Origin of the sequence: Pseudomonas sp. GR 6-02, assembly GCF_001655615.1 — a bacterium.
In the GTDB taxonomy this organism is placed as follows: Bacteria; Pseudomonadota; Gammaproteobacteria; order Pseudomonadales; family Pseudomonadaceae; genus Aquipseudomonas.
The window spans coordinates 1,046,550-1,071,728 of sequence record NZ_CP011567.1 but is presented as its reverse complement, the minus strand read 5'-3'; the positions used below and the strand labels follow the sequence as shown (position 1 = coordinate 1,071,728).

The window sequence follows — 25,179 nt, the reverse complement described above, 5'->3', positions numbered from 1 at the left end:
TCTACCTCAGCTTCAGGGTGGCAAGGCCGATCAACACGAGAATCACGGTGATGATCCAGAAACGGACGATCACGCGCGGCTCGGGCCAGCCCTTGAGTTCAAAGTGGTGGTGAATCGGTGCCATGCGGAACACACGGCGACCGGTCAGCTTAAAGGAGGCAACCTGAATAACGACTGACAGGGTCTCCATCACGAACACACCGCCCATGATGAACAGGACGATTTCCTGACGGACGATCACTGCGATGGTGCCCAGGGCCGCACCCAGCGCCAGCGCGCCAACGTCGCCCATGAAGACTTGTGCCGGATAGGTGTTGAACCAGAGGAAGCCCAGGCCAGCACCGATCAAGGCGCCGCAGAACACAATCAGCTCGCCCGCGCCCGGTACGTAAGGAATCAGCAGGTATTCGGCGAACTTCACGTTACCCGACAGGTAGCAGAAGATCCCCAGGCCGCCGCCGACCATCACGGTGGGCATGATCGCCAGACCGTCGAGGCCGTCGGTCAGGTTGACCGCGTTGCTCGAGCCGACAATCACGAAATAGGTCAGGACGATGAAACCTGCGCCCAGCGGAATGCTGTAGTCCTTGAGCATCGGCAGGATCAGGGTGGTTTCCACCGGCGTCGCGGCAGTCATATAAAGGAAGATCGCCGCGCCCAGGCCGAACACCGACTGCCAGAAATACTTCCAGCGGCTCGGAAGGCCGCGGGAGTTTTTCTCGATGACTTTGCGATAGTCGTCAACCCAGCCGATGGCGCCGAATAGCAGGGTCACCAACAACACGACCCAAACGTAACGGTTGGTCAGGTCAGCCCAAAGCAAGGTGCTGACGCCGATGGAGGAAAGAATCAGCGCGCCGCCCATGGTCGGGGTGCCTGACTTCGACAGGTGCGATTGCGGGCCGTCGTTGCGAACGGATTGACCGATCTGACGGTTCTGCAGAGTGCGGATCATCCACGGGCCATAGCACAGCGACAAGACCAGCGCGGTCAGTACACCGAGAATCCCGCGCAGGGTCAGGTACTGAAAGACCGCGAAGCCTTTGTAGAACTGTTGCAGATACTCCGCTAGCAGCAGCAGCATTAATGTTTCTCCAGACTGGTCCCGCACAAAGCGGCAACGATGTTTTCCATCGCAGCGCTGCGCGAGCCCTTGATCAAAAAGGTAGTGTTTGTGTCCTGCTCGGCTTCCAGGGCCTTGATCAGTTCAGCCTGTGTGCTGAAGTGAAAGGCCTGCTCGCCGAAAGCGTTCACGGCGTGAGCCATCATTGGCCCGACGGCGTAAAGCGCGGAAACCTTGCCGCGGGCGTAATCGCCCACATCGCGGTGCCCCTGCTCTGCCCACGCGCCCAACTCGCCGATATCCCCGAGCACCAAAACGGTGCGACCGGAAAAGCCGGCGAGTATATCAACGGCGGCGCACATAGAGGTGGGGTTCGCGTTGTATGTGTCATCGATTACGCGCATGCCGTTAGGCGCCAGTTGCGCGACGGTGCGTCCCTTGACCGGTTGCACCGCGCCAAGGCCGGTGGCGATGCCGAACAGCGACACACCCAAAGCATGCGCGGCAGCGGCAGCGGCCATGGCATTGGCGACGTTATGGGTGCCGAGCAGATTCAGCTGAACCCGCTCCACACCTTCAGGGCTGTGCAGGTTGAACGCCGGGCAACCGCGGGCATCGCGGTCCAGGTCGCTGGCATGGAAATCGGCGTTGACGTTGCTCAGGGCAAAAGTCAGCACTTTTCGACCGGCGGCACGGGTCTTCCAGATGTCGAAGGCCTTGTCGTCGAGATTCAGCACGGCGATGCCATCGGCATCCAGCCCTTCGAGAATCTCGCCCTTGGCTTCGACGATTTTTTCCGGCCCGCCGAACTCACCAACGTGGGCGGTCCCGGCGTTGTTGATGATGGCCACGTGGGGTTTGGTCATGGCGACGGTGTAGGCAATCTCGCCAATGCGCGAAGCGCCGAGTTCGATCACGGCGGCGGTGTGTTCCGGCGCCAGTTCGAGCAGGGTCAGCGGAGCGCCGAGGTCATTGTTCAGGTTGCCACGGGTCGCCAGCACCGGACCGCGCGTGCGCAGGATGCTTGCCAGCATTTCCTTGACCGTGGTCTTGCCGCTGGAGCCGGTAACGGCCGCGACCGGCTGAGTGAACGCGGCACGGTTGATCGCACCCAACTGGCCGAGGGCCTGGCGGGTGTCCTTGACCAGCAGTTGCGGCAGCGAGCTGTCGGCCACTTCGCGCTCGACCAGTGCACCCACGGCGCCTTTGGCGGCGACGTCATTCAGGTAGTCATGGCCATCGAAACGCGGACCGGCCAGAGCAATAAACAGCTGGCCGGGCTTGATCGCGCGGCTGTCGATGCTGACACCATCGAAGCTGGCATCGACGGAGATCAGACGGGCATTCAGTGCGCCGGTCAGTTCGCTCAGTTTCAAGGCTTTAAGCATGGGCCACCTCCCACGCGGTCAGGGCATGATCGGCCTCGACCAGATCGGAGAAAGCGAGACGCTCACCGTTGATTTCCTGATAGTCCTCATGACCTTTACCGGCCAGGACAATCACGTCATCCGCCGAAGCGCTGGCGATCAACTGGGCAATCGCCTGGCCACGACCGGCGACGAAGGTGACTTTATCCACAGCGGTGAAACCGGCGCGGATGTCGTCGAAAATCGCGGCGGGGTCTTCGGTGCGCGGGTTGTCGTCGGTGACCAGCACACCATCGGCCAGACGCTCGACCACTTCAGCCATCAGCGGACGCTTGCCGCGATCGCGATCACCGCCGCAACCGAACAGGCACAGCAACCGGCCTTTGGCGTGAGGACGCAGGGCCATCAAGACTTTTTCCAGCGCATCCGGCGTGTGGGCGTAATCGACCACCACCAACGGCTGAGTGCCGCCGCCCAGACGCTGCATGCGACCGGCCGGGCCTTCGAGTTTCGGCAGCACGTTGAGGATTTCGTCCAGCGCATAGTCCAGACCGAGCAAGGCACCGACCGCGGCCAACACGTTGCTCAGGTTGAAACGGCCGAGCAAGGTGCTGCGCAAATGGTGTTCGCCCTGCGGCGTAACAAGCGTGGCGCGCACGCCTTCGTCACTGAACTGCGCTTCGCGGCAATACAGGTAAGCGCGGGAGTCTTCCAGGCTGTAAGTGATCAACCGCGACTCACCCTCATCAGCCGCCAGTTGCCGGCCAAAATCGTCGTCGAGGTTGACCACCCGGCACTTCAGATCATTCCAGGCAAACAACTTGGCCTTGGTTTCGCCATAGGCCTGCATGGTGCCGTGGTAATCCAGATGATCGCGCGACAGGTTGGTCATCACCGCCACATCGAAGGCCAGCGCGGTTACGCGGCCCTGATCCAGCCCATGGGAAGAGACTTCCATGGCCACGGCTTTGGCACCGGCCTTTTTCAGGTCGGCGAGGGTTGCTTGCAGCGCAATCGGGTTCGGCGTGGTGTGCAAGCCGCTTTCCAGCGCGCCATGGAAACCGGAGCCCAAAGTGCCAACGATACCGCAGTGTTGACCGAGCAAATCCAAGGCTTGCGCGACCAACTGGGTCACGCTGGTTTTACCGTTGGTGCCGGTCACGCCGATCAGGTTCATGTGACGGCTCGGGTCGCCGTAAAAGCGCCCGGCGATATCCGACAGCTGCGCCGCCAGGCCTTTGACCGGAATCAGCGGCACGTCGGTAATCGGCAGCACGGTCGCGCCTTCGACTTCATAAGCCACGGCGGCAGCACCGCGCTGCAAGGCGTCGGCGATGTGCGCACGACCGTCGAACTTGCCACCAGGGACCGCAAGGAACAAATCACCTGCCCGTACGTTACGGCTGTCCAGCGCCAATTCGCGGATCAATAGATCATGGCCGGCGTGGGCGAAAATCTTGTTCAGGCTCAGCGACATCAGCCGCGCCCTCCATTAGCTTTCAGCGGAACGACCGGTGCGGCGTTCGCTTGTTGAGTGGCTGGCAGGTTGTCCGGGGTGATGTTCATCAGGCGCAAGGTCCCGGACATCACTTTGCTGAACACCGGCGCCGATACCAGACCACCGAAGTAACCGGCCTTGGTCGGTTCGTCGATCACCACCACGATCGCGTAACGCGGGTCGCTCATCGGGCCGAAACCGGCGAACAGCGAGCGGTAGGAGTTCTCGGCGTAGCCTTTGGTTCCGACCGACGTCTTACGCGCAGTACCCGACTTGCCGCCCACGTGATACGCCGGCACCTGCGCACGGAATACGCCGCGCGGGGCTTCGATCACTTGTTGCAGCATGCCTTGCATGGTTTTCGCGACGGCTTCCGGCAGCACCTGAGTGGTTTGCGGCGCCTTGTCGGTTTTGATCAGGGTCAACGGCGCGAGGCGACCATTGTTGGCCAGGGCCGAGAAGGCGTGGACCAACTGGATCGCGGTCACGGAAATACCGTAGCCGTAGGACAGAGTGGCGGTTTCAGCCTTGCGCCATTCGCGGTAGTTCGGCAGGTTGCCGACGCGCTCACCCGGGAAACCCAAGCCGGTGTCCTGGCCGAGGCCAACTTTCTGTGCCAGACGGAAAATCGTTTCGCCACCGATATCGAACGCGACCTTACTCATGCCGACGTTACTGGAATTGATCAGGATACCGGTCAGGTCGAGCACCGGACCTTCGGTCTTGGATACGTCCTTGATGGTGTATTTACCAATCTGCAAACTGCCCGGGTACACCTCGACGGTGTCGCTCGGTTTCCAGCGCCCGGTTTCGATCGCGGCGCTCATGGAGATCGCTTTCATGGTCGAACCCGGCTCGAACACGTCGATCATCGCGCGGTTGCGCATCATCGCCGGTTGCAGGTTGCGACGGTTGTTCGGGTTGTAGGTCGGCTGGTTGACCATGGCGAGAATCTCGCCGGTCTTCACGTCCATGATCACCAGGCTACCGGCCTTGGCGCCGTTCTCGATGATCGCGTTGCGCAGTTCGCGGTTGGCCAGGTATTGCAGGCGCAGGTCAATGGACAACGCCAAGGGCTTGCCGGCCTTGGCGTTTTTGGTGACCTGGACATCTTTGATCAGCCGGCCGCGCCGGTCCTTGATGACCTGTCGCTTGCCGGGCACCCCGGCCAGCCATTCGTCGTAGGCCAGCTCGACGCCTTCGCGTCCGTGATCGTCGATGTCGGTAAAGCCGACCATGTGGGCGGTGACTTCACCCGCCGGGTAGAAACGCCGGAACTCTTCGATGCCATAAACGCCCGGCACTTTCAGATCGAGCACAGCCTGGCCCTGCTCAGGGGTCAGCCCGCGCACCAGGTAGATGAATTCTTTGTTGGCCTGGGCTTCGAGACGTTCGGCCAGGGCTTTGGGATCCTGCCCCAAGGCAGCCGCCAGTGCCGGCCATTTCTCTTTGGCCAGCTGCATTTCCTTGGCGTTGGCCCACAGGGTGGTGACCGGGGTACTCACGGCCAACGGCTCGCCGTTACGGTCGGTGATCAGACCACGGTGAGCCGGGATTGGAATATGACGAACACTGCGCGCGTCGCCCTGACCTTTAAGGAAGTCACGGTCGACCACTTGCAGATCAATGATGCGCCAGGAAATCGCCACCACCATGATGCCGAGCAAGCCCAGCACCAGACGGAATCGCCACGGGAAGAGTGCGCCTTCGAGTTTCATCATGGCGCCACCATCTGCACTTCAGCAGCGCCAGGAATGCGCATCTTCAGTTGTTCGGTCGCCAACACTTCGATACGGCTGTGGGCGGTCCAGGTGCTTTGTTCGAGAATCAACCGGCCCCACTCCGCCTGCGCCTTGTCGCGCACGCTCAATTCGTTGTACAGCGAATTCAACAGCTGACGGTTCCAGTGGGCGCTATAGGACACGCCGATGGCCGACACGAGCACACCGATAAACAGCAGCAGCATGAAAAAGCTTCCGCCGGGAAGTGGTTTGGCGAAAAGCTTGCTCACCGCAGTTTCTCCGCGACACGCATGATGGCGCTACGGGAACGTGGGTTGGCTTTGAGTTCGGCCTCGGAGGCGGACTGCGCTTTGCCATGGACTTTGATTTTCGGTTCGAAGGCGACGTGACGGACCGGCAAGTTGCGCGGCAGGTTGTCGGCTTCGCCTTTCACCAGTTTACGCATGAACAGTTTGACGATGCGGTCTTCCAGCGAGTGGAAGCTGATCACCACCAGGCGACCGCCGACTTCCAGGCACTCCAGAGCGGCTTCGAGACCGGCTTCCAGATCGCCCAGCTCGTTGTTGACGTGAATACGCAGCCCCTGGAATGCACGGGTGGCCGGGTTCTTGCCCTTTTCCCATGCAGGGTTGGCGACTTTCAGCACTTCTGCCAGATCGGCAGTGCGCTCGAACGGCTTGATGTCGCGACGTTCGGCCACGGCACGCGCCATGCGGCCGGAGAAACGTTCTTCGCCGTATTCCTTGAACACCCGGGCGATTTCCTCCACCGGCGCGGTATTGACGAACTCGGCGGCGCTGATCCCGCGGGACGGGTCCATTCGCATGTCCAACGGGCCGTCGTTGAGAAAACTGAAGCCGCGCTCAGGGTCGTCGAGCTGAGGCGAAGACACGCCCAGGTCAAGCAGAACACCGCTGACCTTGCCGGCCAGACCGCGTTCGGCGACTTCCGAACCGAGCTCGGCAAAGCTGCGCTGTACAACGACAAAGCGGCCGTCTTCGGCCGCTAGCGTTTGCCCGGTGGCAATCGCTTGAGGATCTTTGTCGAACCCGAGCAACCGACCATCGGGCCCGAGCTTGCTGAGAATCAACCGGCTATGTCCGCCGCGTCCGAACGTGCCGTCCAGATAGCAGCCATCAGGACGTACGGCGAGAGCCTCGACGGCTTCGTCAAGCAGTACGGTGATGTGGTTAAAGCCGCTATCAATAGTCACAGGATCAAATCACGCAGTTCATCAGGCATGGCGCCCGGTTGTTGAATAGCAGCCAGGTCAGCGGCAGAAACCGCATTCCAGGCATCCTCGTCCCACAATTGGAACTTGTTCAGTTGGCCTACCAACATTGCGCGCTTATCCAACTTGGCATATTCGCGAAGACGCGGCGGGACCAGAAAACGACCACTGCCATCGAGCTCGAGGTCGACGGCATTACCAATCAGTAAACGTTGCAGGCGGCGGTTTTCTTCGCGAAGCGAAGGCAGTGCACGCAGTTTGGTTTCGATAATTTCCCACTCATCGAGGGGATAAACACACAAACACGGATCAACGGCATCGATGGTGACGATTAATTGACCGGAACTACGCGAAACGAGCTCGTCACGGTACCGGCTCGGCATGGCGAGACGGCCCTTTGCATCGAGACTGATAGCGTTAGCTCCGCGAAACACGTCAGCGTTTCTCCAAATATTAGCGTTTTGCGCTCAAAAAACCCACTTCATGCCACTTTCCGCCACTTGCGCACACTATAGGAATGCGCCCACCACACCGTCAAGGCGCGGATAGAAGGAAAAGCCTTACAGAACGGAGATTTAGGAGTGTAAAAGGAGGGGAAACGAGAATCTGGCGGATGAATTCGTTCAATAACTTGAATCAGCACAGAAGGCTGCGTTCAGAAGTTAAAGTAGTTTGTTAAGAGTAAGATTTTTTCGGTATTACAAAAGCGCTTCTGCTATTGATTCAGCAGGGAGGGAAACTGCCATTACGCATATCGCTGCCAATGATTGAAGCAGAGAGAAAAAAAGGTGGAGAGTCGATCTGTAAGCCGGGTTCTGTCTTGAACAGTCATTCGTCTACGATGGCCATCACTGGACATCTTTAGCAACCTACCCGGTCCCAGCGCGGGCCACGCCTTGGGACCCTATTTGGTCTTGCTCCAAGTGGGGTTTACCTAGCCACGAACTGTTGCCAGACGTGCGGTGCGCTCTTACCGCACCTTTTCACCCTTACCGGCGCCGAAGCGCTTAGGCGGTTATTTTCTGTGGCACTTTCCGTAGGCTCACGCCTCCCAGGCATTACCTGGCACTTCGCCCTATGGAGCCCGGACTTTCCTCCCCCCCCTAATTTTCATAGAGGGCAGCGACTGTCCGATCGACTCTCCGCCGCGAAGATTAACGGCAGAGCGGTCGAAGAACAAGCTCTAAAAGCCTCTGGCCGGCGCTGCGCGTCGCTTTTTTACTCGCCCTTCTGCTTATCCAGCGCAACCTGATAGAGCACATTCTTGCGCTCGCCAGTAATTTGCGCCGCCAATGCCGCCGCACGCTTGAGCGGCATTTCTTCAAGCAGCAGATTGAGAATACGCATGGCTTCGCTGCTGACAGCGTCCTCAGTCTCGGGAGCAGACCAGCCAGCGACCAGCACTACGCACTCGCCGCGCTGCTGGTTGCTGTCCGATTCGACGAACTCGCGCAGCTCGGCCAGCGGCAAGCCTTTAAGGGTTTCGAAGGTCTTGGTCAACTCGCGCGCCAGCAATGCCGGACGATCAGCGCCGAACACCAGCTCCATGTCTTGCAGGCATTCAAGGATGCGGTGTGGAGCCTCATAAAAAATCAGTGTGCGCGGCTCTTCTTTTATCAGCTCCAGGCGAGCGCGTCGGCCGACAGCCTTGGCCGGTAGAAACCCTTCGAAGATGAAACGGTCCGATGGCAACCCCGCCGCCGAGAGCGCCGCAATCAATGCACAGGCCCCCGGAACCGGCACCACATTGATCCCTGCGGCACGGGCCTGACGCACCAGGTGATAACCCGGATCGGAAATCAGCGGCGTCCCGGCATCGGAGATCAATGCCACATCGTCGCCAGCAAGCAAGCGAGTGATAAAGCGGCTGCCTTCATCCCTCTCGTTGTGTTCATGGCAGGCCGCCAGCGGCGTGGGGATACCGAAGTGCTGCATCAATCGCTGGGAATGGCGAGTGTCTTCGGCAGCAATCAACGAAACCTCGCGCAGGATCTTCAGCGCACGCGCACTGATGTCGTCCAGGTTGCCGATGGGCGTCGCCACCACATAAAGCGAGCCAGCAGCGGAATTCAAAGCACCTGGAGCAGTCAAAGCGCACACCTCATGATCGGTAAAAGCCGCCATTGTAGCGCGTAGCGACATTCGCGATACCTGCAAGCAACCCTCGGTTTTCCAGCCTTTTGTGCAGTGTCGCAACATTTGCATGAGCTAAATTGATCGATTCACGCCAGTAACATCGCGCCCCGGCCAGCGCTTGGGTACAATTCCACGCTTATTTGATCGAGTATCAGGAACACTTACATGATCGCTTGCCTGCGGCTGTTCTCTGCCCTCTGCCTCGCTGCCTTGCTGGCGGCTTGCGCCAGCTCGCCCTCCTCCAGCCTTGGCGAACTTCCACGGACCCCGGATGCCAGTGTCGAGCAACTGCTCGAACAGGCCACTCAAAGTAAAACGCCGGACAAGGCAGCCTTGCTGCGCTTGAGCGCGGCAGACCTGGCTTATCGTCAGGGCAATGCCGGCCAATCCGCGCAAATTCTGCAACAAGTACCGATGGAACAACTCAAGCCTGGCCAACAGGTCTTCGCCAGCACCCTGGCGGCTGAATTGGCCATGGTGCGCAATCAGCCCAAAGCGGCGCTGACGGCCCTGAGCCATCCGAGCCTGCAACGCCTGAGCGAACTGCCAGCCGAACAACAGGTTCGCACCGGCACCGTCCATGCCCGCGCCCTTGAGGCCGACGGCCAGACCCTGGCCGCCGCACGGGAGCGCATTTTCATCGCCCCCATGCTGAGCGATCAAGCTGCGAGCAAAAACCACGAAGCGATCTGGACCCTGATCGCTTCACTGCCGACCGATCAATTGCAGCCGACCACCGACGACGACCTCGGCGGCTGGTTGAGCCTGGCCCGGGCAGTGAAAACAGCCGGCACCCTGGAACAGCAGCAAGCCGCGATCGACAACTGGCGCGCGAACAATCCAAAGCACCCGGCCGCCATCCAGTTGCCGCTGCCATTGACCAAACTCAAGGATCTGGCCAGCCAGCCCCTGAGCAAGATTGCCCTGCTGCTGCCGCAAGACGGTCCGCTGGCCTCGGTCGGCAAAGCATTGCGCGAAGGTTTCATGGCCGCACACTACCAGGCGCAACAAGCCGGGCAGAAGCCGCCAGCCATCGAGTTCTATGACAGCTCGCGCCTGACCTCCCTTGACGAGTTCTATCGCAAGGCCCAGGCCGACGGCGTGCAATTGGTGGTCGGGCCGCTGGAAAAACCGCTGGTCAAACAGCTCAGCGCTCGCCCGCAACTACCGATCACCACCCTGGCGCTGAACTACAGCGAAGGCGAACAAGGTCCGGCCCAGCTGTTCCAATTCGGCCTTGCCGCTGAAGACGAAGCCCGCGAAGTATCCCGTCGTGCGCGCGCCGATGGCCTGCATCGCGCCGCCATCATGGTGCCGAAAGGCGAATGGGGTGACCGCGTACTCAGAGCATTCAGCCAGGATTGGCAAGCCAACGGCGGCAGCATTGTCGCGACCGAGCGCGTCGACCAACCGGTGCAACTGGCCCAGCAAATTGCCGACATGTTCCAGCTGCGTCAGAGCGAAGGCCGCGCCAAGAGCCTGCAAAACACCGTTGGCTCACAGGTAGCCGCCCAGCCTTCGCATCGTCAGGACATCGAGTTCATCTTCCTGGCCGCGACGCCGCAACAGGCTCAACAGATCAAACCGACCCTGAACTTCCAGTACGCGGGTGACGTGCCGGTTTACGCCACCTCCCACGTGTTCAGCGCCAGCGGCGACCAGAACCAGTACAACGACATGAACGGTATTCGCTTCTGCGAAACCCCATGGCTGCTGGATGCCAACGACCCGCTGCGCAAACAGGTCACCGCACAATGGCCACAAGCCGCTGGCAGCCTGGGCCGTCTATACGCGATGGGCGTTGACGCCTATCGCCTGGCACCACGCCTGGGGCAACTCAAGGCCTTGCCGGACAGCCGTATCGAAGGTCAATCGGGCAGCCTGGGCATGACTCAGAATCAACGGGTCGTGCGTCAGTTGCCATGGGCAGAGTTCGTCAACGGTCAGGTTCAACGCCTGCCGGACACCTCGCACTGATGCCCGACAGGTCACGCCAGCAAAGCGGTAAGGATGCCGAGCGCCATGCGCTCGAGCATCTTCAGCAACAAGGTCTGCGCCTGCTGGCGCAGAACTGGTTATGTAAACGCGGCGAGCTTGATCTGGTCATGCTTGATGGCGATACAGTAGTATTCGTCGAAGTCCGCTACAGAAAAAACACCCAATGGGGTGGCGCGCTCGATAGCATCGATGGGCGCAAACGGCAGAAACTGATTTTCGCCGCGCAGTATTTTCTTCAGCGCGAGTCGCGTTGGGCCGATTCCCCCTGCCGCTTCGACGTGGTTGCCATCGACAGCAGCCTCGATCAGTTGAACTGGATGCAAAATGCCTTCGACTGCTGATCGCTTGCGCCCCGAACCGGACACCTACACCCAACACTTTTGCTCTTTGCTTTGCGGGCTGCACATTCATGTGCCAAGTAGCCGCGCTAATTAAGGTCACACAGATGGACATGCAATCCCGAATTCGCCAGCTTTTTCAGGCCAGTATCGACACCAAGCAAATGGCGATGGACGTACTTGCACCGCACATCGAGCAAGCCAGCCAGGTGATGGTCAACGCCCTGCTCAACGAGGGCAAAATGCTTTCGTGCGGCAACGGTGGCTCCGCCGGCGATGCACAGCACTTCTCGTCCGAGCTGCTCAATCGCTTCGAGCGTGAACGTCCGAGCCTGCCAGCCATTGCGCTGACCACCGACAGCTCGACGATCACCTCGATTGCCAACGATTACAGCTACAACGAAATCTTCTCCAAACAGATCCGCGCCCTCGGCCAGCCGGGCGACGTATTGCTGGCGATTTCCACCAGCGGCAACTCGGCGAACATTATTCAAGCGATCCAGGCCGCACATGATCGCGAAATGATTGTCGTAGCATTGACGGGTCGCGATGGCGGCGGCATGGCATCGCTGCTATTGCCTGAAGACGTCGAGATTCGCGTACCGGCCAATGTCACTGCACGTATTCAGGAAGTCCACCTGCTGGCGATCCATTGCCTTTGCGATCTGATCGACAGCCAACTGTTCGGGAGTGAAGAATGACCCCTAATCGCCTAAGCCTTCTGGCCTTGACCCTGTGCCTCGGCATCAGCGGCTGCACATCAGTGGTTAACGCCAGCCGTGAAGCGCCGATCGAAGATGACCGCGGTACGCGCACCTTCGGCAGCAAGATCGACGACTCTCTGATCGACACCAAGGTCGGCGTGAACATCGCCAAGGCCGATCCGGCCCTGGACAACGATTCGCACATCGTCGTAACCAGCTTCAACGGTGTTGTGTTGCTCGCCGGGCAAACCCCGCGCGCCGACCTCAAGGCCAAGGCCGAACAGGTCGCCGCCTCCGTTCAGCGCGTGAAGAAGGTGCACAACGAACTGCAAGTGCTGCAGCCCTCCTCGCTGCTGGCACGCCAGAACGACACCTGGCTGACCACCAAGATCAAGACTCAGATGCTCACCGACCCCTCCATCCCGGGCTCGCGCATCAAGGTTGTGACCGAGAACGGCATCGTTTATCTGCTCGGCCTGCTGACCAAGCAGGAAGCGGCGCAGGCGACCAATCTGGTGCAAGGCGTTTCTGGCGTGCAGAAGATTGTGAAGCTGTTTGAGTACATCGACTGATACTTGCTTACGCGATGGCATCCTTGAGATCGCCTTCGCCGGCAAGCCTGGCTCCAACAGTAATAAAAAAGGCGATCCTTGCGGATCGCCTTTTTTATTACTTCACCACCTTCAAACTGGGTCGACCGCTGGGACGCGGTGGCTCGCTGTCGGGTGGCGGGATATCATCATCCGGCTCGATGTCTTCCTCGTCCTCTAGCGGCGATTCCATATCGAACACCATGCCCTGGCCGTTCTCCCGAGCGTAAATGCCCAGGATCGACGCGATAGGCACGTACAGGGTGTGCGGCACGCCACCGAAGCGCCCTTCGAAACTGACCGCCTCGTTATCCATGTGCAAATGACGCACGGCTGCCGGGGATACGTTCAGGACAATCTGCCCGTCACTGGCAAAACCCTGAGGCACCTGTACCGACGGATACTCGGAATTGACCAGCATGTGCGGGGTGCAATCGTTGTCCACAATCCACTCGTAGAGCGCGCGGACCAGATAAGGTCGACTGGAGTTCATAGCGGCTCCTTAAGCCTTAGCGCATATCGCGTTCGACACCAGACAGACTCGCCTGGAAAGCCTCACGCGCAAACTGGCGCTCCATGTAATCAAGCAGCGGCTTGGCAGGCCGCGGCAGTTCTATACCCAAAATCGGCAATCGCCAGAGTATTGGTAGTAGGCAGCAATCCACCAGACTTTGTTCCTCACTGAGGAAAAACGGCTTGTCGGCGAATAGCGGCGACACGCCTGTCAGGCTTTCGCGCAGCTCTTTACGAGCCACCACGCGAGCTGCTTCCTTGGTCCGCGAATCCAGAATCAGATCCACCAGGCCACACCAATCACGCTGAATGCGATGAATCAGCAGGCGACTGTTGGCACGCGCCACAGGATAAACCGGCAGTAGTGGCGGATGCGGGTAACGCTCATCCAGATATTCCATCACCACGGTCGACTCCCACAACGCCAGGTCACGATCGACCAGGGTGGGCAGGCTTCCGTAAGGGTTCACTTCAATCAGTTTAGGCGGCTGACGACCAGCCTCCACGTAAATGATCTCGGCGCTGACACCCTTCTCTGCAAGTACGATGCGCACTCGGTGGGAATAGTGGTCGGCGGGGTCGGAGTAACAGGCCAACCGATTGGTCACGCCCATGGCGGTCCTCCTCGCTTGTTGAAATTATCGAAAACGGAAAAACACGCGCGCCCAGAGGGCGCCTCCCGTAACGCCTGGATCACCAGACTCGTTACACCTTCAGAGACGCCCCTGGGCGCGTGCGATTAACAGCAATGGCTTACAACGTTATCAATGGACGTCTTTCCAGTATTCACGCTTGAGCAAGTAAGCGAATACGAAGAAGAACGCCAGGTACAGCAACACATAGGTACCGATGCGCTGATGCTGCAGCTTCACCGGGTTGGCCGAGTAGGCCAGGAAGGTCACCAGATTCTTGACCTTCTCGTTGAACTGCTCTTCGGTCAGCGTGCCGGTTTTCGGCAATACGGTCAGTTGATCGCAGGCTTCATGAGTCAAAGCGGTGCCGGTCAGCGGATCGAACTGCTTCTTGCCGTCATCGACGACTTGAACCTGTTTACAGCCTACCACCTGGCGACCCTGCAAGCCGACCAGAACGTTAGGCATGCCGACGTTCGGGAACACCTTGTTGTTCACGCCCCATGGACGCGACGGGTCTTCATAGAACGAACGCAGGTAGCCATAGAGCCAATCCGTGCCACGAACGCGAGCCACCAGTGTCAGGTCGGGTGGCGCCGCACCAAACCAGGTCTTGGCGTCAGCCGGCTGCATGCCGATGCTCATGTGGTCGCCGATCTTGGCGCCAGTGAACACCAGCTTCTCGAGCATCAGCTCGTGAGGAATGCCCAGGTCATCGGCGACACGCTCGTAGCGCTGGAACTTGGCACTGTGGCAGCCCATGCAATAGTTGGCGAACGTACGTGCGCCATCCTGCATGGCAGCCTTGTCGGAAACGTCGATGTCGACTTTTTCCAGCTCTGGGCCGCCGTGTTCGGCCGCGAAGGACAGTGCTGGCAGCGCAGCAAGAATCAGTACAGCAAATAGTTTTTTCATCAGCCAGTCACCCTTTCCGGAACCGGTTTGGTCTTCTCGAGCCTGGTGTAGAACGGCATCAGAATGAAGTAGGCGAAGTACAGGAAGGTACAAACCTGCGACAGCAACGTACGTTCCGGGGTAGGCGCCATGACGCCCAGCCAGCCAAGAATCACGAAGGAGATGCAGAATACCCAGAGCCAGATCTTGCTCAGCCAGCCCTTGTAGCGCATGGACTTGACCGGGCTACGGTCAAGCCAGGGCAGGACGAACAGCAAGGCAATCGAAGCACCCATGGCAACAACACCCAGGAGCTTGTCCGGAACGGCCCGCAGAATCGCGTAGAACGGCGTGAAGTACCAGACCGGAGCGATGTGCTCAGGGGTCTTGAAGGCGTTCGCCACTTCAAAGTTCGGCTTCTCGAGGAAGTAGCCGCCCATTTCCGGGAAGAAGAACACGATCGCGCAGAAGATGAACAGGAACACCACCACGCCGACGATATCTTTCACGGTGTAGTACGGATGGAAAGCAATGCCGTCCAGCGGTACGCCGTTTTCGTCTTTGTGTTTCTTGATGTCCACGCCGTCCGGGTTGTTCGAACCCACTTCGTGCAACGCCAGAATGTGCAGCACCACCAGGCCAAGGATCACGATCGGCAAGGCAACCACATGCAAGGCGAAGAAACGGTTCAGGGTAATACCGGAAATCAGGTAGTCACCACGGATCCACTGGGTCAGGTCGTTTCCGATGACCGGGATCGCACCGAACAGCGAGATGATCACCTGGGCGCCCCAGTAGGACATCTGGCCCCACGGCAGCAGGTAACCCATGAAGGCTTCAGCCATCAGCGCCAGGTAGATCAGCATGCCGAACACCCACACCAGCTCACGCGGCTTCTGGTACGAACCGTAGAGCAGGCCACGGAACATGTGCAGATAAACCACGATGAAGAACGCCGAAGCGCCAGTGGAGTGCAGCAGACGCAGGATCGAGCCGTACTCGACGTCGCGCATGATGTATTCGACGGAAGCGAATGCTTCTTCCGCCGACGGGGTATAGCTCATGGTCAGCCAGACACCGGTAACGATCTGGTTGACCAGAACGAGCAGCGCCAGGGAGCCAAAGAAATAGAAGAAGTTGAAGTTCTTCGGGGCGTAATACTTGCTGAGATGGTCTTCCCACATTTTGGTCGCGGGGAAGCGCGCATCAACCCAATCCATGAACTTGCTCATCACGCTTTCTCCGTATCGACGCCAACGACAATAATGTCATCGGTCTCATAGGAATGCGGGGGAACTGGCAGGTTCAAAGGCGCGGGTTGCGACTTGTAGACGCGGCCAGCCAAATCGTAGTGGGAACCGTGGCAAGGGCAGAAGTAGCCCCCGACCCAATCCTTGCCCAGATCGGCAGGTGCCACTTCTGGACGGAAGGTCGGCGAGCACCCCAGGTGAGTGCAGATACCGATCAGCAGCAGGACTTCTGGCTTGATCGAACGCGTCTGCGGGTCGACATAGGTCGGTTGCGTCGAGTTCTTGGAGGCGGGGTCAGACAGCTGGCCCTCAATCTTTTTCAGATTCCCCAGGATTTCCTCGGTACGGCGGACGATGAACACCGGCTGGCCGCGCCACTCAGCAATCATTTGCTGGCCTGGCTCGATTTTGCTGACATTCACTTTCACCGGTGCACCTGCGGCTTTCGCCTTGGCACTGGGAAACCATGACCCCACGAACGGGACCGCAGCCCCCACCGCTCCTGCAGCACCCACCACGGATGTGGCTGCTACCAAGAAGCGACGCCGGCCTGCATTCACGCCGTCATTGCTCATTCAGTCCTCTCCCATCAGCTTTGTGGCCTGTTAAATCAGGCGTCTACTAAGTAAAAATCTGAACTTATAAAAATTTTGCCGAATGGTAATGAAAAGCCCCAATTCTGACAAGGTAATTACCGAAGGGCTCCACTGCCAAGCCTTGTAGTATAGGGCCTCTGCGGATGTGGCAAGTTGTCACAGCGCAATTCGTTGATAAATAGCGCCCATAAAAAAACGCCCAGCTTCGCAAGGAAACTGGGCGTTCTTTTTGAACGTGAAAGCGAATTAACGCTTCGAGTACTGCGGACGCTTACGCGCTTTACGCAGACCGACTTTCTTACGTTCAACTTCACGTGCATCGCGGGTTACGAAGCCAGCTTTGCGCAGAGCAGAGCGCAGAGTTTCGTCGTAGTCCATCAGAGCGCGAGTGATACCGTGGCGGATTGCGCCAGCTTGACCACTTACACCACCGCCGATCACGGTGACGTAGATGTCGAACTTCTCGACAGTCTCAGTCAATTCCAGCGGCTGACGAACTACCATGCGGGCAGTTTCGCGGCCGAAGAAATTATCCAGCGAACGGTTGTTGATGGAGATGTTACCAGTGCCCGGACGCAGGAAAACGCGTGCGGTTGCAGTCTTGCGACGGCCAGTGCCGTAATTTTGAGTCGCCGACATAATGAACTATTCCGTTAAAACTTCAGTTCTTGGGGCTGCTGAGCAGTATGAGGGTGAGCAGCGCCCGCATAGACTTTCAGCTTACGATACATGTCGCGACCCAGCGGGTTCTTAGGCAGCATGCCTTTGACCGCGGTCTCGATCACGCGCTCAGGGGCTTTAGCGATCAGCTTTTCGAAGTTGATCGACTTGATGCCGCCCGGGAAACCGGAGTGGGAGTAGTACATTTTGTCAGTGGTTTTAGCGCCAGTAACACGTACTTGCTCAGCGTTGATTACGACGATGTAGTCGCCGGTATCAACGTGAGGAGTGTACTCAGCCTTGTGCTTGCCACGCAGACGGCTCGCGATTTCAGTGGCCAGACGACCCAGGGTCTGACCAGCAGCGTCGACGACAAACCAGTCGCGCTTTACTGTTTCCGGTTTAGCAGTAAAAGTTTTCATTCTTTATAGCCTCAGGGGCCGCCCTGTAAATTAGACGGCGGATCTTACTGAATAGTGCGTACTTTGACAAGTCAAAGGCAGCCGGATACAGACGCTTTCGGGGGCTCGGGTCGGCGCGTCCGTTCAACGGCAAGATTCTTCGGCGGCGGCGCATCACTTCCACTGCAGAAAGAGGTGCGCAATTATGCAGATTGCGAAAAATATTTCAACCTGCTTTTATGATTGTTTTGCCCAAGGAGCACCCGATGGACTATCGCCAGCTAGGCCGTACCGATCTGAACGTGAGCGCCATCTGCCTCGGCACCATGACCTGGGGCGAGCAAAACAGTGAGGCTGAAGCCTTCGCCCAGATCGAACGCGCCAAGGGCGCCGGGATCAATTTCATCGACACCGCCGAGATGTACCCGGTGCCGCCCAAGGCCGACACCTACGCCACCACCGAGCGCTACATCGGCAACTACTTCAAAAGTCGCGGCGATCGCGCCGACTGGATCCTGGCGAGCAAGATCGCCGGCCCCGGCAACACCATCGACTACATTCGCGACAAAAACCTGCGGCACAACCGCCAACACATCAGCGAAGCCGTGGACGCCAGCCTCAAGCGCTTGCAGACCGATTACATCGACCTCTATCAACTGCACTGGCCGGAACGCAGTACCAATTTCTTTGGCCAGCTCGGTTACAAACACAAGATCGAAGCCAATCTGACGCCACTGGAGGACACCCTCGAAGCGCTGGACGAACAGGTCAAGGCTGGCAAGATCCGCCATATCGGCCTGTCCAACGAAACCCCGTGGGGCACCATGCGCTTCCTTGCCCTCGCCGAAGCCCGTGGCTGGCCCCGCGCGGTATCCATCCAGAACCCCTACAACCTGCTCAATCGCAGCTTCGAAGTCGGCCTGGCGGAAATTGCCATCCGCGAACAATGTGGCTTGCTGGCCTACTCGCCACTGGCGTTCGGCTTTCTGTCGGGCAAGTACGAAGGTGGCGCGCGTCCGCCAAAAGGTCGCCTGAGCCTCTACAGCCGCTTCAGCCGCTATTTCAACCCGCAGTCGGAAGCAGCGTGCAGCCGTTACGTGGCACTGGCTCGTGAACACGGCCTGGACCCGGCGCAGATGGCACTGGCGTTCGTCACGCAGCAACCGTTCGTAACCAGCAACATCATTGGCGCCACCACGCTTGAGCAACTGGACAGCAACATTGCCAGCGTCGATTTGAAGCTGTCGGATGAAGTGCTGGCAGGCATTGAGGCGATACACCAGGATCAGCCGAATCCGGCACCGTAACTTACGTCGACGATCGTTCCCACGCTCTGCGTGGGAACGATCACGCTGCATTACAGCGACCGCGCAATAATCTCCTTCATGATTTCATTGGTCCCGGCATAAATCCGCTGCACCCGCGCATCCGCCCATGCCCGGGCGATCGGGTATTCCCACATGAATCCGTAACCGCCATGCAACTGCACGCATTCGTCGAGCACCTTGCATTGCAGGTCGGTGCCCCAGTACTTGGCCATCGCCGCCGTCGGCACGTCGAGCTTGCCTTGCAGATGCAGTTCCAGGCAGCGATCGACGAAAACCCGGCCGATCTGGATCTCGGTCGCCATTTCAGCGAGCTTGAAGCGGGTGTTCTGGAAGTCGGCGATGGCCTTGCCGAAAGCCTTGCGCTCACGGGTGTAATCCAGCGTCCACTGCAACGCCGCTTCGGCTGACGCCAAGCCTCCCACCGCGACCGTCAAGCGCTCCTGCGGTAATTCCTGCATCAGGTAAGCGAAGCCCATCCCCGCTTGGCCCAATAGGTTTTCCTTGGGCACCCGAACGTCCTGGAAGAACAGCTCCGAGGTGTCTTGAGCCTTCATGCCGACCTTTTCCAGGCGCTTGCCCTTGGCGAAACCCGGCGTGTTGGCCTCCACCAGAAACAGACTGGTGCCCTTCGCCCCCGCTTTCGGATCAGTCTTGGCCACGACGATCACCAGGTCAGCCAGAAAGCCGTTGGTGATGAAAGTCTTCGAACCGTTGATCACGTATTCGTCGCCCTCCAGCACCGCGGTAGTCTTCACCCCCTGCAGGTCGGAGCCAGCACCCGGCTCGGTCATGGCGATCGCAGTGACCATCTCGCCAGACACCAGCTTGGGCAGGTATTTGTGTTTCAGCTCCTCACTGCCGTAATGCAGGATATAAGGCGCAACAATGTCCGAATGAAGAGAAAATCCGATCCCGGTCAGCCCCAGACGACCGACCTCCTCGATCACCACTGCGCTATAGAGAAAGTCAGCCCCCAACCCGCCGTATTCTTCCGGCAGATGCGAACAGAGCATCCCCGCCTCCCCCGCCTTGTTCCAGAGATTGCGGTCGATATAGCCTTGTTTCTCCCATTGCCCATGGAACGGCACGGCCTCTTTTTCGAGGAACGTTCGCACGCTGTCGCGAAAAAGTTCGTGCTCGGGGCTGAACAAGGTTCTGGGGATCATGCGTCACCTGTCGTTATTGTCAGACGGAATTGATCTTCAGAGACTAAGCCTCGCTTCCGATACAGGACACTGGACACATCCGACAAAAAATAAGACGATCCAGCCGTCTGGTGACCACTTTCCCCTATAAGAATAAAGTTGAATTATGTCTAACCAAGCCTCCAAGCCCTTGCGGCGCGTCAGCATCCTGGCTATCGACCGGGTTTTCGCTTCCACCCTCATGCAAGCCAAGGATTTCTTCCATCTGGCCAGCCTGCGCTATGGCAAACAACTGGGCCACGGCCTGACACCGGCGTTCGAAACCCGACTGGTCAGCCCCGACGGCAAACCGGTGAACAGCTTCAGCGACGTGATCATGCCGGTGGACGGCGGCCTGGAAAATGCCGACGTCATCATCCTCCCCGCCTTCTGGGACGATTTCGACACGCTCTGCAAACGTTATCCACAGGTCCTGCCGTGGCTGCGCGAACAACACGCCCGCGGGGCAGTGCTGTGTGGCGAGGCCACGGGGGTGTTCTGGCTCGCCGAAGCCGGGCTGCTCAACGGTAAGGAAGCGACCACGTACTGGCGCTTCTTCAATGCATTCGCCGAGCGCTTCCCTCAGGTTCACCTCAACCAGGACAAACACCTGACCGACGCCGACAACCTGTATTGCGCCGGTGGCACCACCTCGGCCTGCGACCTCTACATTTACCTGATCGAGCGCTTTTGCGGTGCCAACGTGGCCCAGGCTGTGGCTCGCGACATTCTCTACGAAGTACAACGCAGCTATGCGCCGGGGCGGATCGGTTTCGGCGGGCAGAAACTGCACCAGGATGTGATCATCCTGCAGATCCAGCATTGGCTCGAAGAACACTTCGCCGATAAATTCCGCTTCGAAGACGTGGCCCGCGAACACGGCATGAGCATCCGCAACTTCATGCGACGCTTCCAGACCGCCACCGGCGATAAACCGCTGCATTACCTGCAACGCCTGCGCATCGAGACCGCCAAGGGCTTGTTGTCCGGCAGCCGCAAGAGCATCAAGACCATCAGCTATGAAGTCGGATACGACGATGCGAGCTTCTTCGCCCGACTGTTCCGCCAGCATACGGAGTTGTCGCCGAATCAGTATCGACAGCAGTTTCAACAAGCAGCTTAAGGGCTGGACACCAATCCAGATTGGCTCTTCAGCGCGCATAAAAAAGGGCCTGCAATGCAGGCCCTTTTTATTTTCCGAAATGTCCTACGGCTTGTGCGCCCGGGACAGGAATTCGTGAGACTGCATTTCCAGCAAGCGGCTAAGCGTGCGCTGGAACTCGAAGGTCAAGCGACCGCCGGTGTAGAGGTCTTTAAGCTCGACTTCGGCGGAGATGATCAGCTTCACGTTGCGGTCGTAGAACTCGTCGACCATGTTGATAAAACGTCGGGCGATGTCGTCGGTGGTGACGCTCATCTGCTCGACGCCGCTGAGCAACACGGCATGGAAGATCTTGCCCAGTTCGATGTAGTCGTTCTGGCTGCGCGGGCCGTCGCACAGTTCGCGGAAGTCGAACCAAGCCACGTCATCGCAAGTGCGCACGGCGCGGATTTCACGGTTCTCGATCATCAGCACGTCGTTCTCGACGGCAGCCGTGCATTCCGGCGTCAGGGCCCGGAAACTCTTGCGCAGGCTTTCCTGGGCGGCTTCGTCCAGCGGGAAGTGGAACAGTTCCGCTTGCTCGAGGTGACGCAGACGGTAATCGACGCCGCTGTCGACGTTGACGATTTCGGTGTTCTGCTTGATCAGCGCAATGGCCGGCAAGAAGCGCGCACGTTGCAGGCCGTCCTTGTACAGACCGTCCGGCACGATGTTCGAGGTCGCGACCAGGGTCACGCCGTTCTTGAACAGTTCTTCCATCAGCGTGCCAAGGATCATGGCGTCGGTGATGTCGGAGACGAAGAATTCATCGAAACAGATCACTCGCGTTTCGTCGGAAAAGCGCTTGGCGATGATCGTCAGCGGGTTTTTCTCGCCGCCCAGAGTCTTCATCTCTTCGTGCACGCGCTTCATGAAGCGGTGGAAGTGAGTACGGGTCTTTTCCTTGAACGGCAGCGCTTCAAAGAAGGTGTCGACCAGGTAAGTCTTGCCGCGACCCACGCCACCCCAGAAGTACAGGCCTTTGACCGGCGCCTGGTCCTTCTTGCCAAACAGTTTGCCGAGCAGGCCCGGTTTGTTCTGCGAGGCCGCGACCAGATCGTCGTACAGGCGCTGCAAATGACGCACTGCCGTTTCCTGCGCAGCATCGTGGAAGAATTCCGGGCGTTTCAGATCAGCTTGGTATCGTTCTAGGGGCGTCATAATTCGTTAGCAAGGCAACAAAAACGGGCCGTCACTGTAGCGACGGCCCGTGGGAATGGCAATCGGCCCTTGGTCGGACCGAACCGTTGTTTATTCCTGAACCGGTGTCAGTGCAACCCGCAATGCGCCGATGGCAGCATCGCGAGCAGCACTGTCGGCGAAGGCCGGGCTGTCGGCCACGCACTCGCCTTCCAGCCAGACGCTGAAGTTCAGGTCTTCACTGCGCACGTCCAATGGCTGGCCGGATTGCAGTTGTTTGGTCACCTGACCTGCGGTTTTGCCATCGGCGAAGTGCCGCGACAGCAGCAGCTGCTCACCATCGGCCGCCAGCAGACGGAAGCGGAAACTGCCATCGTCTTCACGGAAGCTGACAAAACGCGCGGCTTTCGCGGCTTTCTTCTTGGTGGTGGCAGCGACTTGAGTCTGGGCGACGAAAGAACGCAGGCCGACCGCTTCACGCAACTCGTTGAGGAACGGCGTGGCCACTGCACGGGCCTTTTTCGCGCCGAGCTGCAGGATGTCTTCCAGGTCTGCCGGGCGGCCGATCAACTGGTGATAACGATCGCGGGACTCGCCCAACTCGTTGTCCAGCAACTGGAACAGGCGATTCTTCGCCTCGCCCCAACCCAGGCCCTGGAGCAATTCGCTGCGGAACTCGTCGGCTTGTGCCGGTGTAGCGAAAGCCTGGAACAAGGTGAACAGGTGCGAGTTGTCCGGATCTTTGGCTTCGCCCGGGGCACGGGAGTCGGTCACGATCCGCGAAATCGCGTCTTTCATCTCTTTGGCGCTGCTGAACAACGGAATGGTGTTGTCGTAGCTCTTCGACATCTTGCGACCGTCGAGGCCTGGCAGCGTGGCGACGCTTTCCTCGATCAGCGCTTCGGGCATGGTGAAGAACTCCTTGCCCTGGCCGAACAAGTGGTTGAAGCGCTGGCCGATGTCACGGGCCATTTCCACGTGCTGGATCTGGTCACGACCGACCGGCACCTTGTGGGCGTTGAACATCAGGATGTCCGCGGCCATCAGCACCGGGTAGCTGTACAGGCCCATGGTGATGCCCGCATCCGGGTCTTCGCCATTCTCGACGTTCTTGTCCACCGACGCCTTGTAGGCGTGGGCACGGTTGAGCAAGCCCTTGGCGGCCACGCAGGTCAGCAGCCAGGTCAGCTCCGGGATTTCCGGGATGTCGGACTGGCGATAGAACGTCACCCGGTCCACGTCCAGGCCACCGGCCAGCCAGGTCGCGGCGATTTCCAGACGCGAGCGCTGGATGCGCAGCGGGTCATCGCATTTGATCAGGGCGTGGTAGTCGGCCAGGAAGTAGAACGAATCGGCATTGCTATCGCGGCTGGCAAGAATCGCCGGGCGGATAGCCCCCGCGTAATTGCCCAGGTGCGGCGTGCCGGTGGTGGTGATGCCGGTGAGGATACGGGTACGAGTCGTCATGGGTAATCGCTTGTCAGACTGCAATCAATTCGAAAGACGCGGCAGGATCAGATCCTTGAGATCGGTCAGCTTGCCATGAAAAAAGTGTCCGCATTCTGCCACTTTCAGCAGCTCATGGGGGCGATCGAGTGCGTCGGACCAATCGTAAACGAGTTGCGGATCGATCACTTCGTCGGTTTCCGGCTGGATCAGGGTCAATGTACCTTGGTGCGGCAGTTGATCCTGATCGCCCAGACGCATGACCGCAGGCGCGACCATGAACAGATGCTTGATCTGCTCACCCTTGGCCTCCAGCCGTCCGCCGAGACTGGCTGCAACAAAACCGCCGAAGGAGAAGCCGAACAGGGTCAAAGGTAATTCAGGATGTTTGGCCCGCAGCCACTCGGCCGCTGCCTGGGCATCGTCGACTTCGCCGGAGCCCATGTCGTGCGAGCCTTCACTGGCACCGACGCCACGGTAGTTGAAACGCAAGGTAATCAAACCGGCGTCCCGCGCGGTGCGCTGCAGGGTCGAGACGACTTTGTTGAGCATCGTGCCGCCCTGCACCGGGTTCGGATGGCAGATCAGCGCCAGGCCGCGGGGCTGCTCATTGTCCGGGCTCATGTTTTCCAGATACAGGGCTTCCAACTGACCCACCGGGCCATCAATCACTACAGGGGTTTCGCGCATAAGCAAGGAAGGAACTCCGTGACCTCGAATCGGGTCGACTCGTCTAGCAAATTGTCTGTGCCAATCTATTGCGAGTGAATCGCGGTATACAGCGCAGGTTCGAGCCGTTAACGTAAAGCAAAGCCGTTTATAGAGGAAGGACTCGTGGAACACTCGCTCTTAGTTTGGTTGTTGCCGACTCTTGCCCTGGTTGTGGGTGTCGCCATTGGATTCCTGATCGCTCGCCTGGTGCCGAATGCCGCTCCGAGCAGCACGCAACGTCAGCTGGATGATATTCAGGAACGTTTTGACAAGTATCAGAACGAAGTGGTCACCCACTTCAACAGCACTGCATCCCTGGTCAAGAAACTGACTCAGAGCTATCAGGAAGTGCAGGATCATCTCGCCGAGGGTGCCAACCGTCTGGCCCTGGACGAGCAGACTCGCCAACGCTTGCTGGCTGCCCTGCACGCTGACGCGGTGCAGGCTCCACGGGAACGCCTGACGCCACCGCGCGATCAGGAACCGCCTCGCGATTACGCTCCCAAAGCCCCGAACGCGCCGGGCATGCTCGATGAGCATTACGGCCTGAAGAAGTAATCAGGTTTCGCGCGACACAAAAAGCCCTCGGACGAGTGATTGTCCGAGGGCTTTTTTA

At 59.0% G+C, this 25,179-nt stretch carries 26 protein-coding genes and 1 other RNA gene; 7 read left to right on the top strand and 20 right to left on the bottom strand.

All coding sequences use genetic code 11. From position 1 onward, the window contains the following. Position 1: 1 nt before the first annotated feature. From mraY to rsmI, 9 genes are all read right to left on the bottom strand, one after another. Entirely contained in the window at positions 2–1,084 is a 1,083-nt protein-coding gene (gene mraY / locus PGR6_RS04585) for a phospho-N-acetylmuramoyl-pentapeptide-transferase (protein WP_008016698.1), read from the bottom strand. Beyond that, positions 1,084–2,451, bottom strand: coding sequence for a UDP-N-acetylmuramoyl-tripeptide--D-alanyl-D-alanine ligase (locus PGR6_RS04580; RefSeq protein WP_028939846.1), 1,368 nt, complete (start codon positions 2,449–2,451; stop codon positions 1,084–1,086). Before PGR6_RS04580 ends, mraY begins: the two co-directional genes overlap by 1 nt. Continuing rightward, on the bottom strand, positions 2,444–3,907 hold the full coding sequence (locus tag PGR6_RS04575; protein WP_018930130.1) for a UDP-N-acetylmuramoyl-L-alanyl-D-glutamate--2,6-diaminopimelate ligase: 1,464 nt from the start codon (positions 3,905–3,907) through the stop codon (positions 2,444–2,446). Before PGR6_RS04575 ends, PGR6_RS04580 begins: the two co-directional genes overlap by 8 nt. Next, positions 3,907–5,646, bottom strand: coding sequence for a peptidoglycan D,D-transpeptidase FtsI family protein (locus PGR6_RS04570; protein WP_018930129.1), 1,740 nt, complete (start codon positions 5,644–5,646; stop codon positions 3,907–3,909). The genes PGR6_RS04575 and PGR6_RS04570 overlap by 1 nt, the downstream gene beginning before the upstream one ends. Then, a complete protein-coding gene (gene ftsL / locus PGR6_RS04565) occupies positions 5,646–5,939 on the bottom strand; it encodes a cell division protein FtsL (protein ID WP_003205353.1) in 294 nt (97 codons plus the stop codon). The genes PGR6_RS04570 and ftsL overlap by 1 nt, the downstream gene beginning before the upstream one ends. Further along, entirely contained in the window at positions 5,936–6,883 is a 948-nt protein-coding gene (gene rsmH / locus PGR6_RS04560) for a 16S rRNA (cytosine(1402)-N(4))-methyltransferase RsmH (protein WP_018930127.1), read from the bottom strand. The genes ftsL and rsmH overlap by 4 nt, the downstream gene beginning before the upstream one ends. Continuing rightward, positions 6,880–7,335 (bottom strand): division/cell wall cluster transcriptional repressor MraZ, encoded by a 456-nt coding sequence (mraZ, locus tag PGR6_RS04555; RefSeq protein WP_003205355.1) that lies wholly within the window; start codon positions 7,333–7,335, stop codon positions 6,880–6,882. The genes rsmH and mraZ overlap by 4 nt, the downstream gene beginning before the upstream one ends. Positions 7,336–7,689: 354 nt before the next feature. After that, positions 7,690–8,043: RNase P RNA component class A (gene rnpB / locus PGR6_RS04550), an RNA gene on the bottom strand. Between the two features lie 76 nt (positions 8,044–8,119). Continuing rightward, complete coding sequence (gene rsmI, locus PGR6_RS04545) at positions 8,120–9,025, bottom strand: 16S rRNA (cytidine(1402)-2'-O)-methyltransferase (protein WP_018930125.1); 906 nt, start codon at positions 9,023–9,025, stop codon at positions 8,120–8,122. Between the two features lie 177 nt (positions 9,026–9,202). Here rsmI and PGR6_RS04540 point away from each other — a divergent pair, with 177 nt between their 5' ends. The 4 genes from PGR6_RS04540 to PGR6_RS04525 all read left to right on the top strand — a co-directional run bounded on the left by PGR6_RS04540 (position 9,203) and on the right by PGR6_RS04525 (position 12,649). Continuing rightward, the gene (locus PGR6_RS04540) at positions 9,203–11,014 is read left to right on the top strand and encodes a penicillin-binding protein activator (protein ID WP_064616202.1); all 1,812 of its coding nucleotides are present in this window, start codon (positions 9,203–9,205) and stop codon (positions 11,012–11,014) included. After that, a complete protein-coding gene (locus PGR6_RS04535) occupies positions 11,014–11,376 on the top strand; it encodes a YraN family protein (protein ID WP_018930123.1) in 363 nt (120 codons plus the stop codon). The genes PGR6_RS04540 and PGR6_RS04535 overlap by 1 nt, the downstream gene beginning before the upstream one ends. A gap of 104 nt (positions 11,377–11,480) precedes the next feature. Next, positions 11,481–12,074: a phosphoheptose isomerase gene (locus PGR6_RS04530; protein WP_008025961.1), complete on the top strand. Its 594-nt coding sequence runs from the start codon at positions 11,481–11,483 to the stop codon at positions 12,072–12,074. Continuing rightward, positions 12,071–12,649: a BON domain-containing protein gene (locus PGR6_RS04525; RefSeq protein WP_018930122.1), complete on the top strand. Its 579-nt coding sequence runs from the start codon at positions 12,071–12,073 to the stop codon at positions 12,647–12,649. The genes PGR6_RS04530 and PGR6_RS04525 overlap by 4 nt, the downstream gene beginning before the upstream one ends. A gap of 97 nt (positions 12,650–12,746) precedes the next feature. Here the strand turns inward: PGR6_RS04525 and PGR6_RS04520 are convergent, their stop codons facing one another. The 7 genes from PGR6_RS04520 to rplM all read right to left on the bottom strand — a co-directional run bounded on the left by PGR6_RS04520 (position 12,747) and on the right by rplM (position 17,634). Then, positions 12,747–13,160, bottom strand: coding sequence for a ClpXP protease specificity-enhancing factor (locus PGR6_RS04520; RefSeq protein ID WP_064616201.1), 414 nt, complete (start codon positions 13,158–13,160; stop codon positions 12,747–12,749). Between the two features lie 16 nt (positions 13,161–13,176). Then, positions 13,177–13,794 (bottom strand): glutathione S-transferase N-terminal domain-containing protein, encoded by a 618-nt coding sequence (locus PGR6_RS04515; RefSeq protein ID WP_007939828.1) that lies wholly within the window; start codon positions 13,792–13,794, stop codon positions 13,177–13,179. 150 nt (positions 13,795–13,944) lie between these two features. Continuing rightward, positions 13,945–14,727, bottom strand: coding sequence for a cytochrome c1 (locus PGR6_RS04510; protein WP_018930120.1), 783 nt, complete (start codon positions 14,725–14,727; stop codon positions 13,945–13,947). Continuing rightward, positions 14,727–15,938, bottom strand: coding sequence for a cytochrome b (locus tag PGR6_RS04505; RefSeq protein WP_018930119.1), 1,212 nt, complete (start codon positions 15,936–15,938; stop codon positions 14,727–14,729). The genes PGR6_RS04510 and PGR6_RS04505 overlap by 1 nt, the downstream gene beginning before the upstream one ends. Then, on the bottom strand, positions 15,938–16,531 hold the full coding sequence (petA, locus tag PGR6_RS04500) for a ubiquinol-cytochrome c reductase iron-sulfur subunit (RefSeq protein ID WP_007939825.1): 594 nt from the start codon (positions 16,529–16,531) through the stop codon (positions 15,938–15,940). Before petA ends, PGR6_RS04505 begins: the two co-directional genes overlap by 1 nt. Positions 16,532–16,798: 267 nt before the next feature. After that, complete coding sequence (gene rpsI / locus PGR6_RS04495) at positions 16,799–17,191, bottom strand: 30S ribosomal protein S9 (RefSeq protein WP_003228056.1); 393 nt, start codon at positions 17,189–17,191, stop codon at positions 16,799–16,801. A gap of 14 nt (positions 17,192–17,205) precedes the next feature. After that, positions 17,206–17,634, bottom strand: coding sequence for a 50S ribosomal protein L13 (rplM, locus tag PGR6_RS04490; protein ID WP_007939824.1), 429 nt, complete (start codon positions 17,632–17,634; stop codon positions 17,206–17,208). A 245-nt stretch (positions 17,635–17,879) separates the two neighbouring features. Between rplM and PGR6_RS04485 the strand changes: the two genes are divergently transcribed. After that, positions 17,880–18,920, top strand: coding sequence for an NADP(H)-dependent aldo-keto reductase (locus PGR6_RS04485; protein WP_064616200.1), 1,041 nt, complete (start codon positions 17,880–17,882; stop codon positions 18,918–18,920). A 50-nt stretch (positions 18,921–18,970) separates the two neighbouring features. On the opposite strand, the gene PGR6_RS04480 is transcribed toward PGR6_RS04485, so the two are convergent. Then, the gene (locus PGR6_RS04480; protein ID WP_064616199.1) at positions 18,971–20,107 is read right to left on the bottom strand and encodes an acyl-CoA dehydrogenase family protein; all 1,137 of its coding nucleotides are present in this window, start codon (positions 20,105–20,107) and stop codon (positions 18,971–18,973) included. Positions 20,108–20,351: 244 nt separating this feature from the next. Here PGR6_RS04480 and PGR6_RS04475 point away from each other — a divergent pair, with 244 nt between their 5' ends. Next, a complete protein-coding gene (locus tag PGR6_RS04475) occupies positions 20,352–21,248 on the top strand; it encodes a GlxA family transcriptional regulator (protein ID WP_172901249.1) in 897 nt (298 codons plus the stop codon). An 84-nt stretch (positions 21,249–21,332) separates the two neighbouring features. On the opposite strand, the gene zapE is transcribed toward PGR6_RS04475, so the two are convergent. The 3 genes from zapE to PGR6_RS04460 all read right to left on the bottom strand — a co-directional run bounded on the left by zapE (position 21,333) and on the right by PGR6_RS04460 (position 24,542). Then, a complete protein-coding gene (gene zapE, locus PGR6_RS04470) occupies positions 21,333–22,427 on the bottom strand; it encodes a cell division protein ZapE (RefSeq protein ID WP_019582361.1) in 1,095 nt (364 codons plus the stop codon). Between the two features lie 90 nt (positions 22,428–22,517). Continuing rightward, on the bottom strand, positions 22,518–23,873 hold the full coding sequence (locus PGR6_RS04465) for a tryptophan--tRNA ligase (RefSeq protein ID WP_064616198.1): 1,356 nt from the start codon (positions 23,871–23,873) through the stop codon (positions 22,518–22,520). Between the two features lie 24 nt (positions 23,874–23,897). Further along, a complete protein-coding gene (locus PGR6_RS04460) occupies positions 23,898–24,542 on the bottom strand; it encodes an alpha/beta hydrolase (protein ID WP_019582363.1) in 645 nt (214 codons plus the stop codon). 144 nt (positions 24,543–24,686) lie between these two features. Here PGR6_RS04460 and PGR6_RS04455 point away from each other — a divergent pair, with 144 nt between their 5' ends. Continuing rightward, positions 24,687–25,121, top strand: coding sequence for a YhcB family protein (locus tag PGR6_RS04455; RefSeq protein WP_018930114.1), 435 nt, complete (start codon positions 24,687–24,689; stop codon positions 25,119–25,121). Positions 25,122–25,179 lie beyond the last annotated feature (58 nt).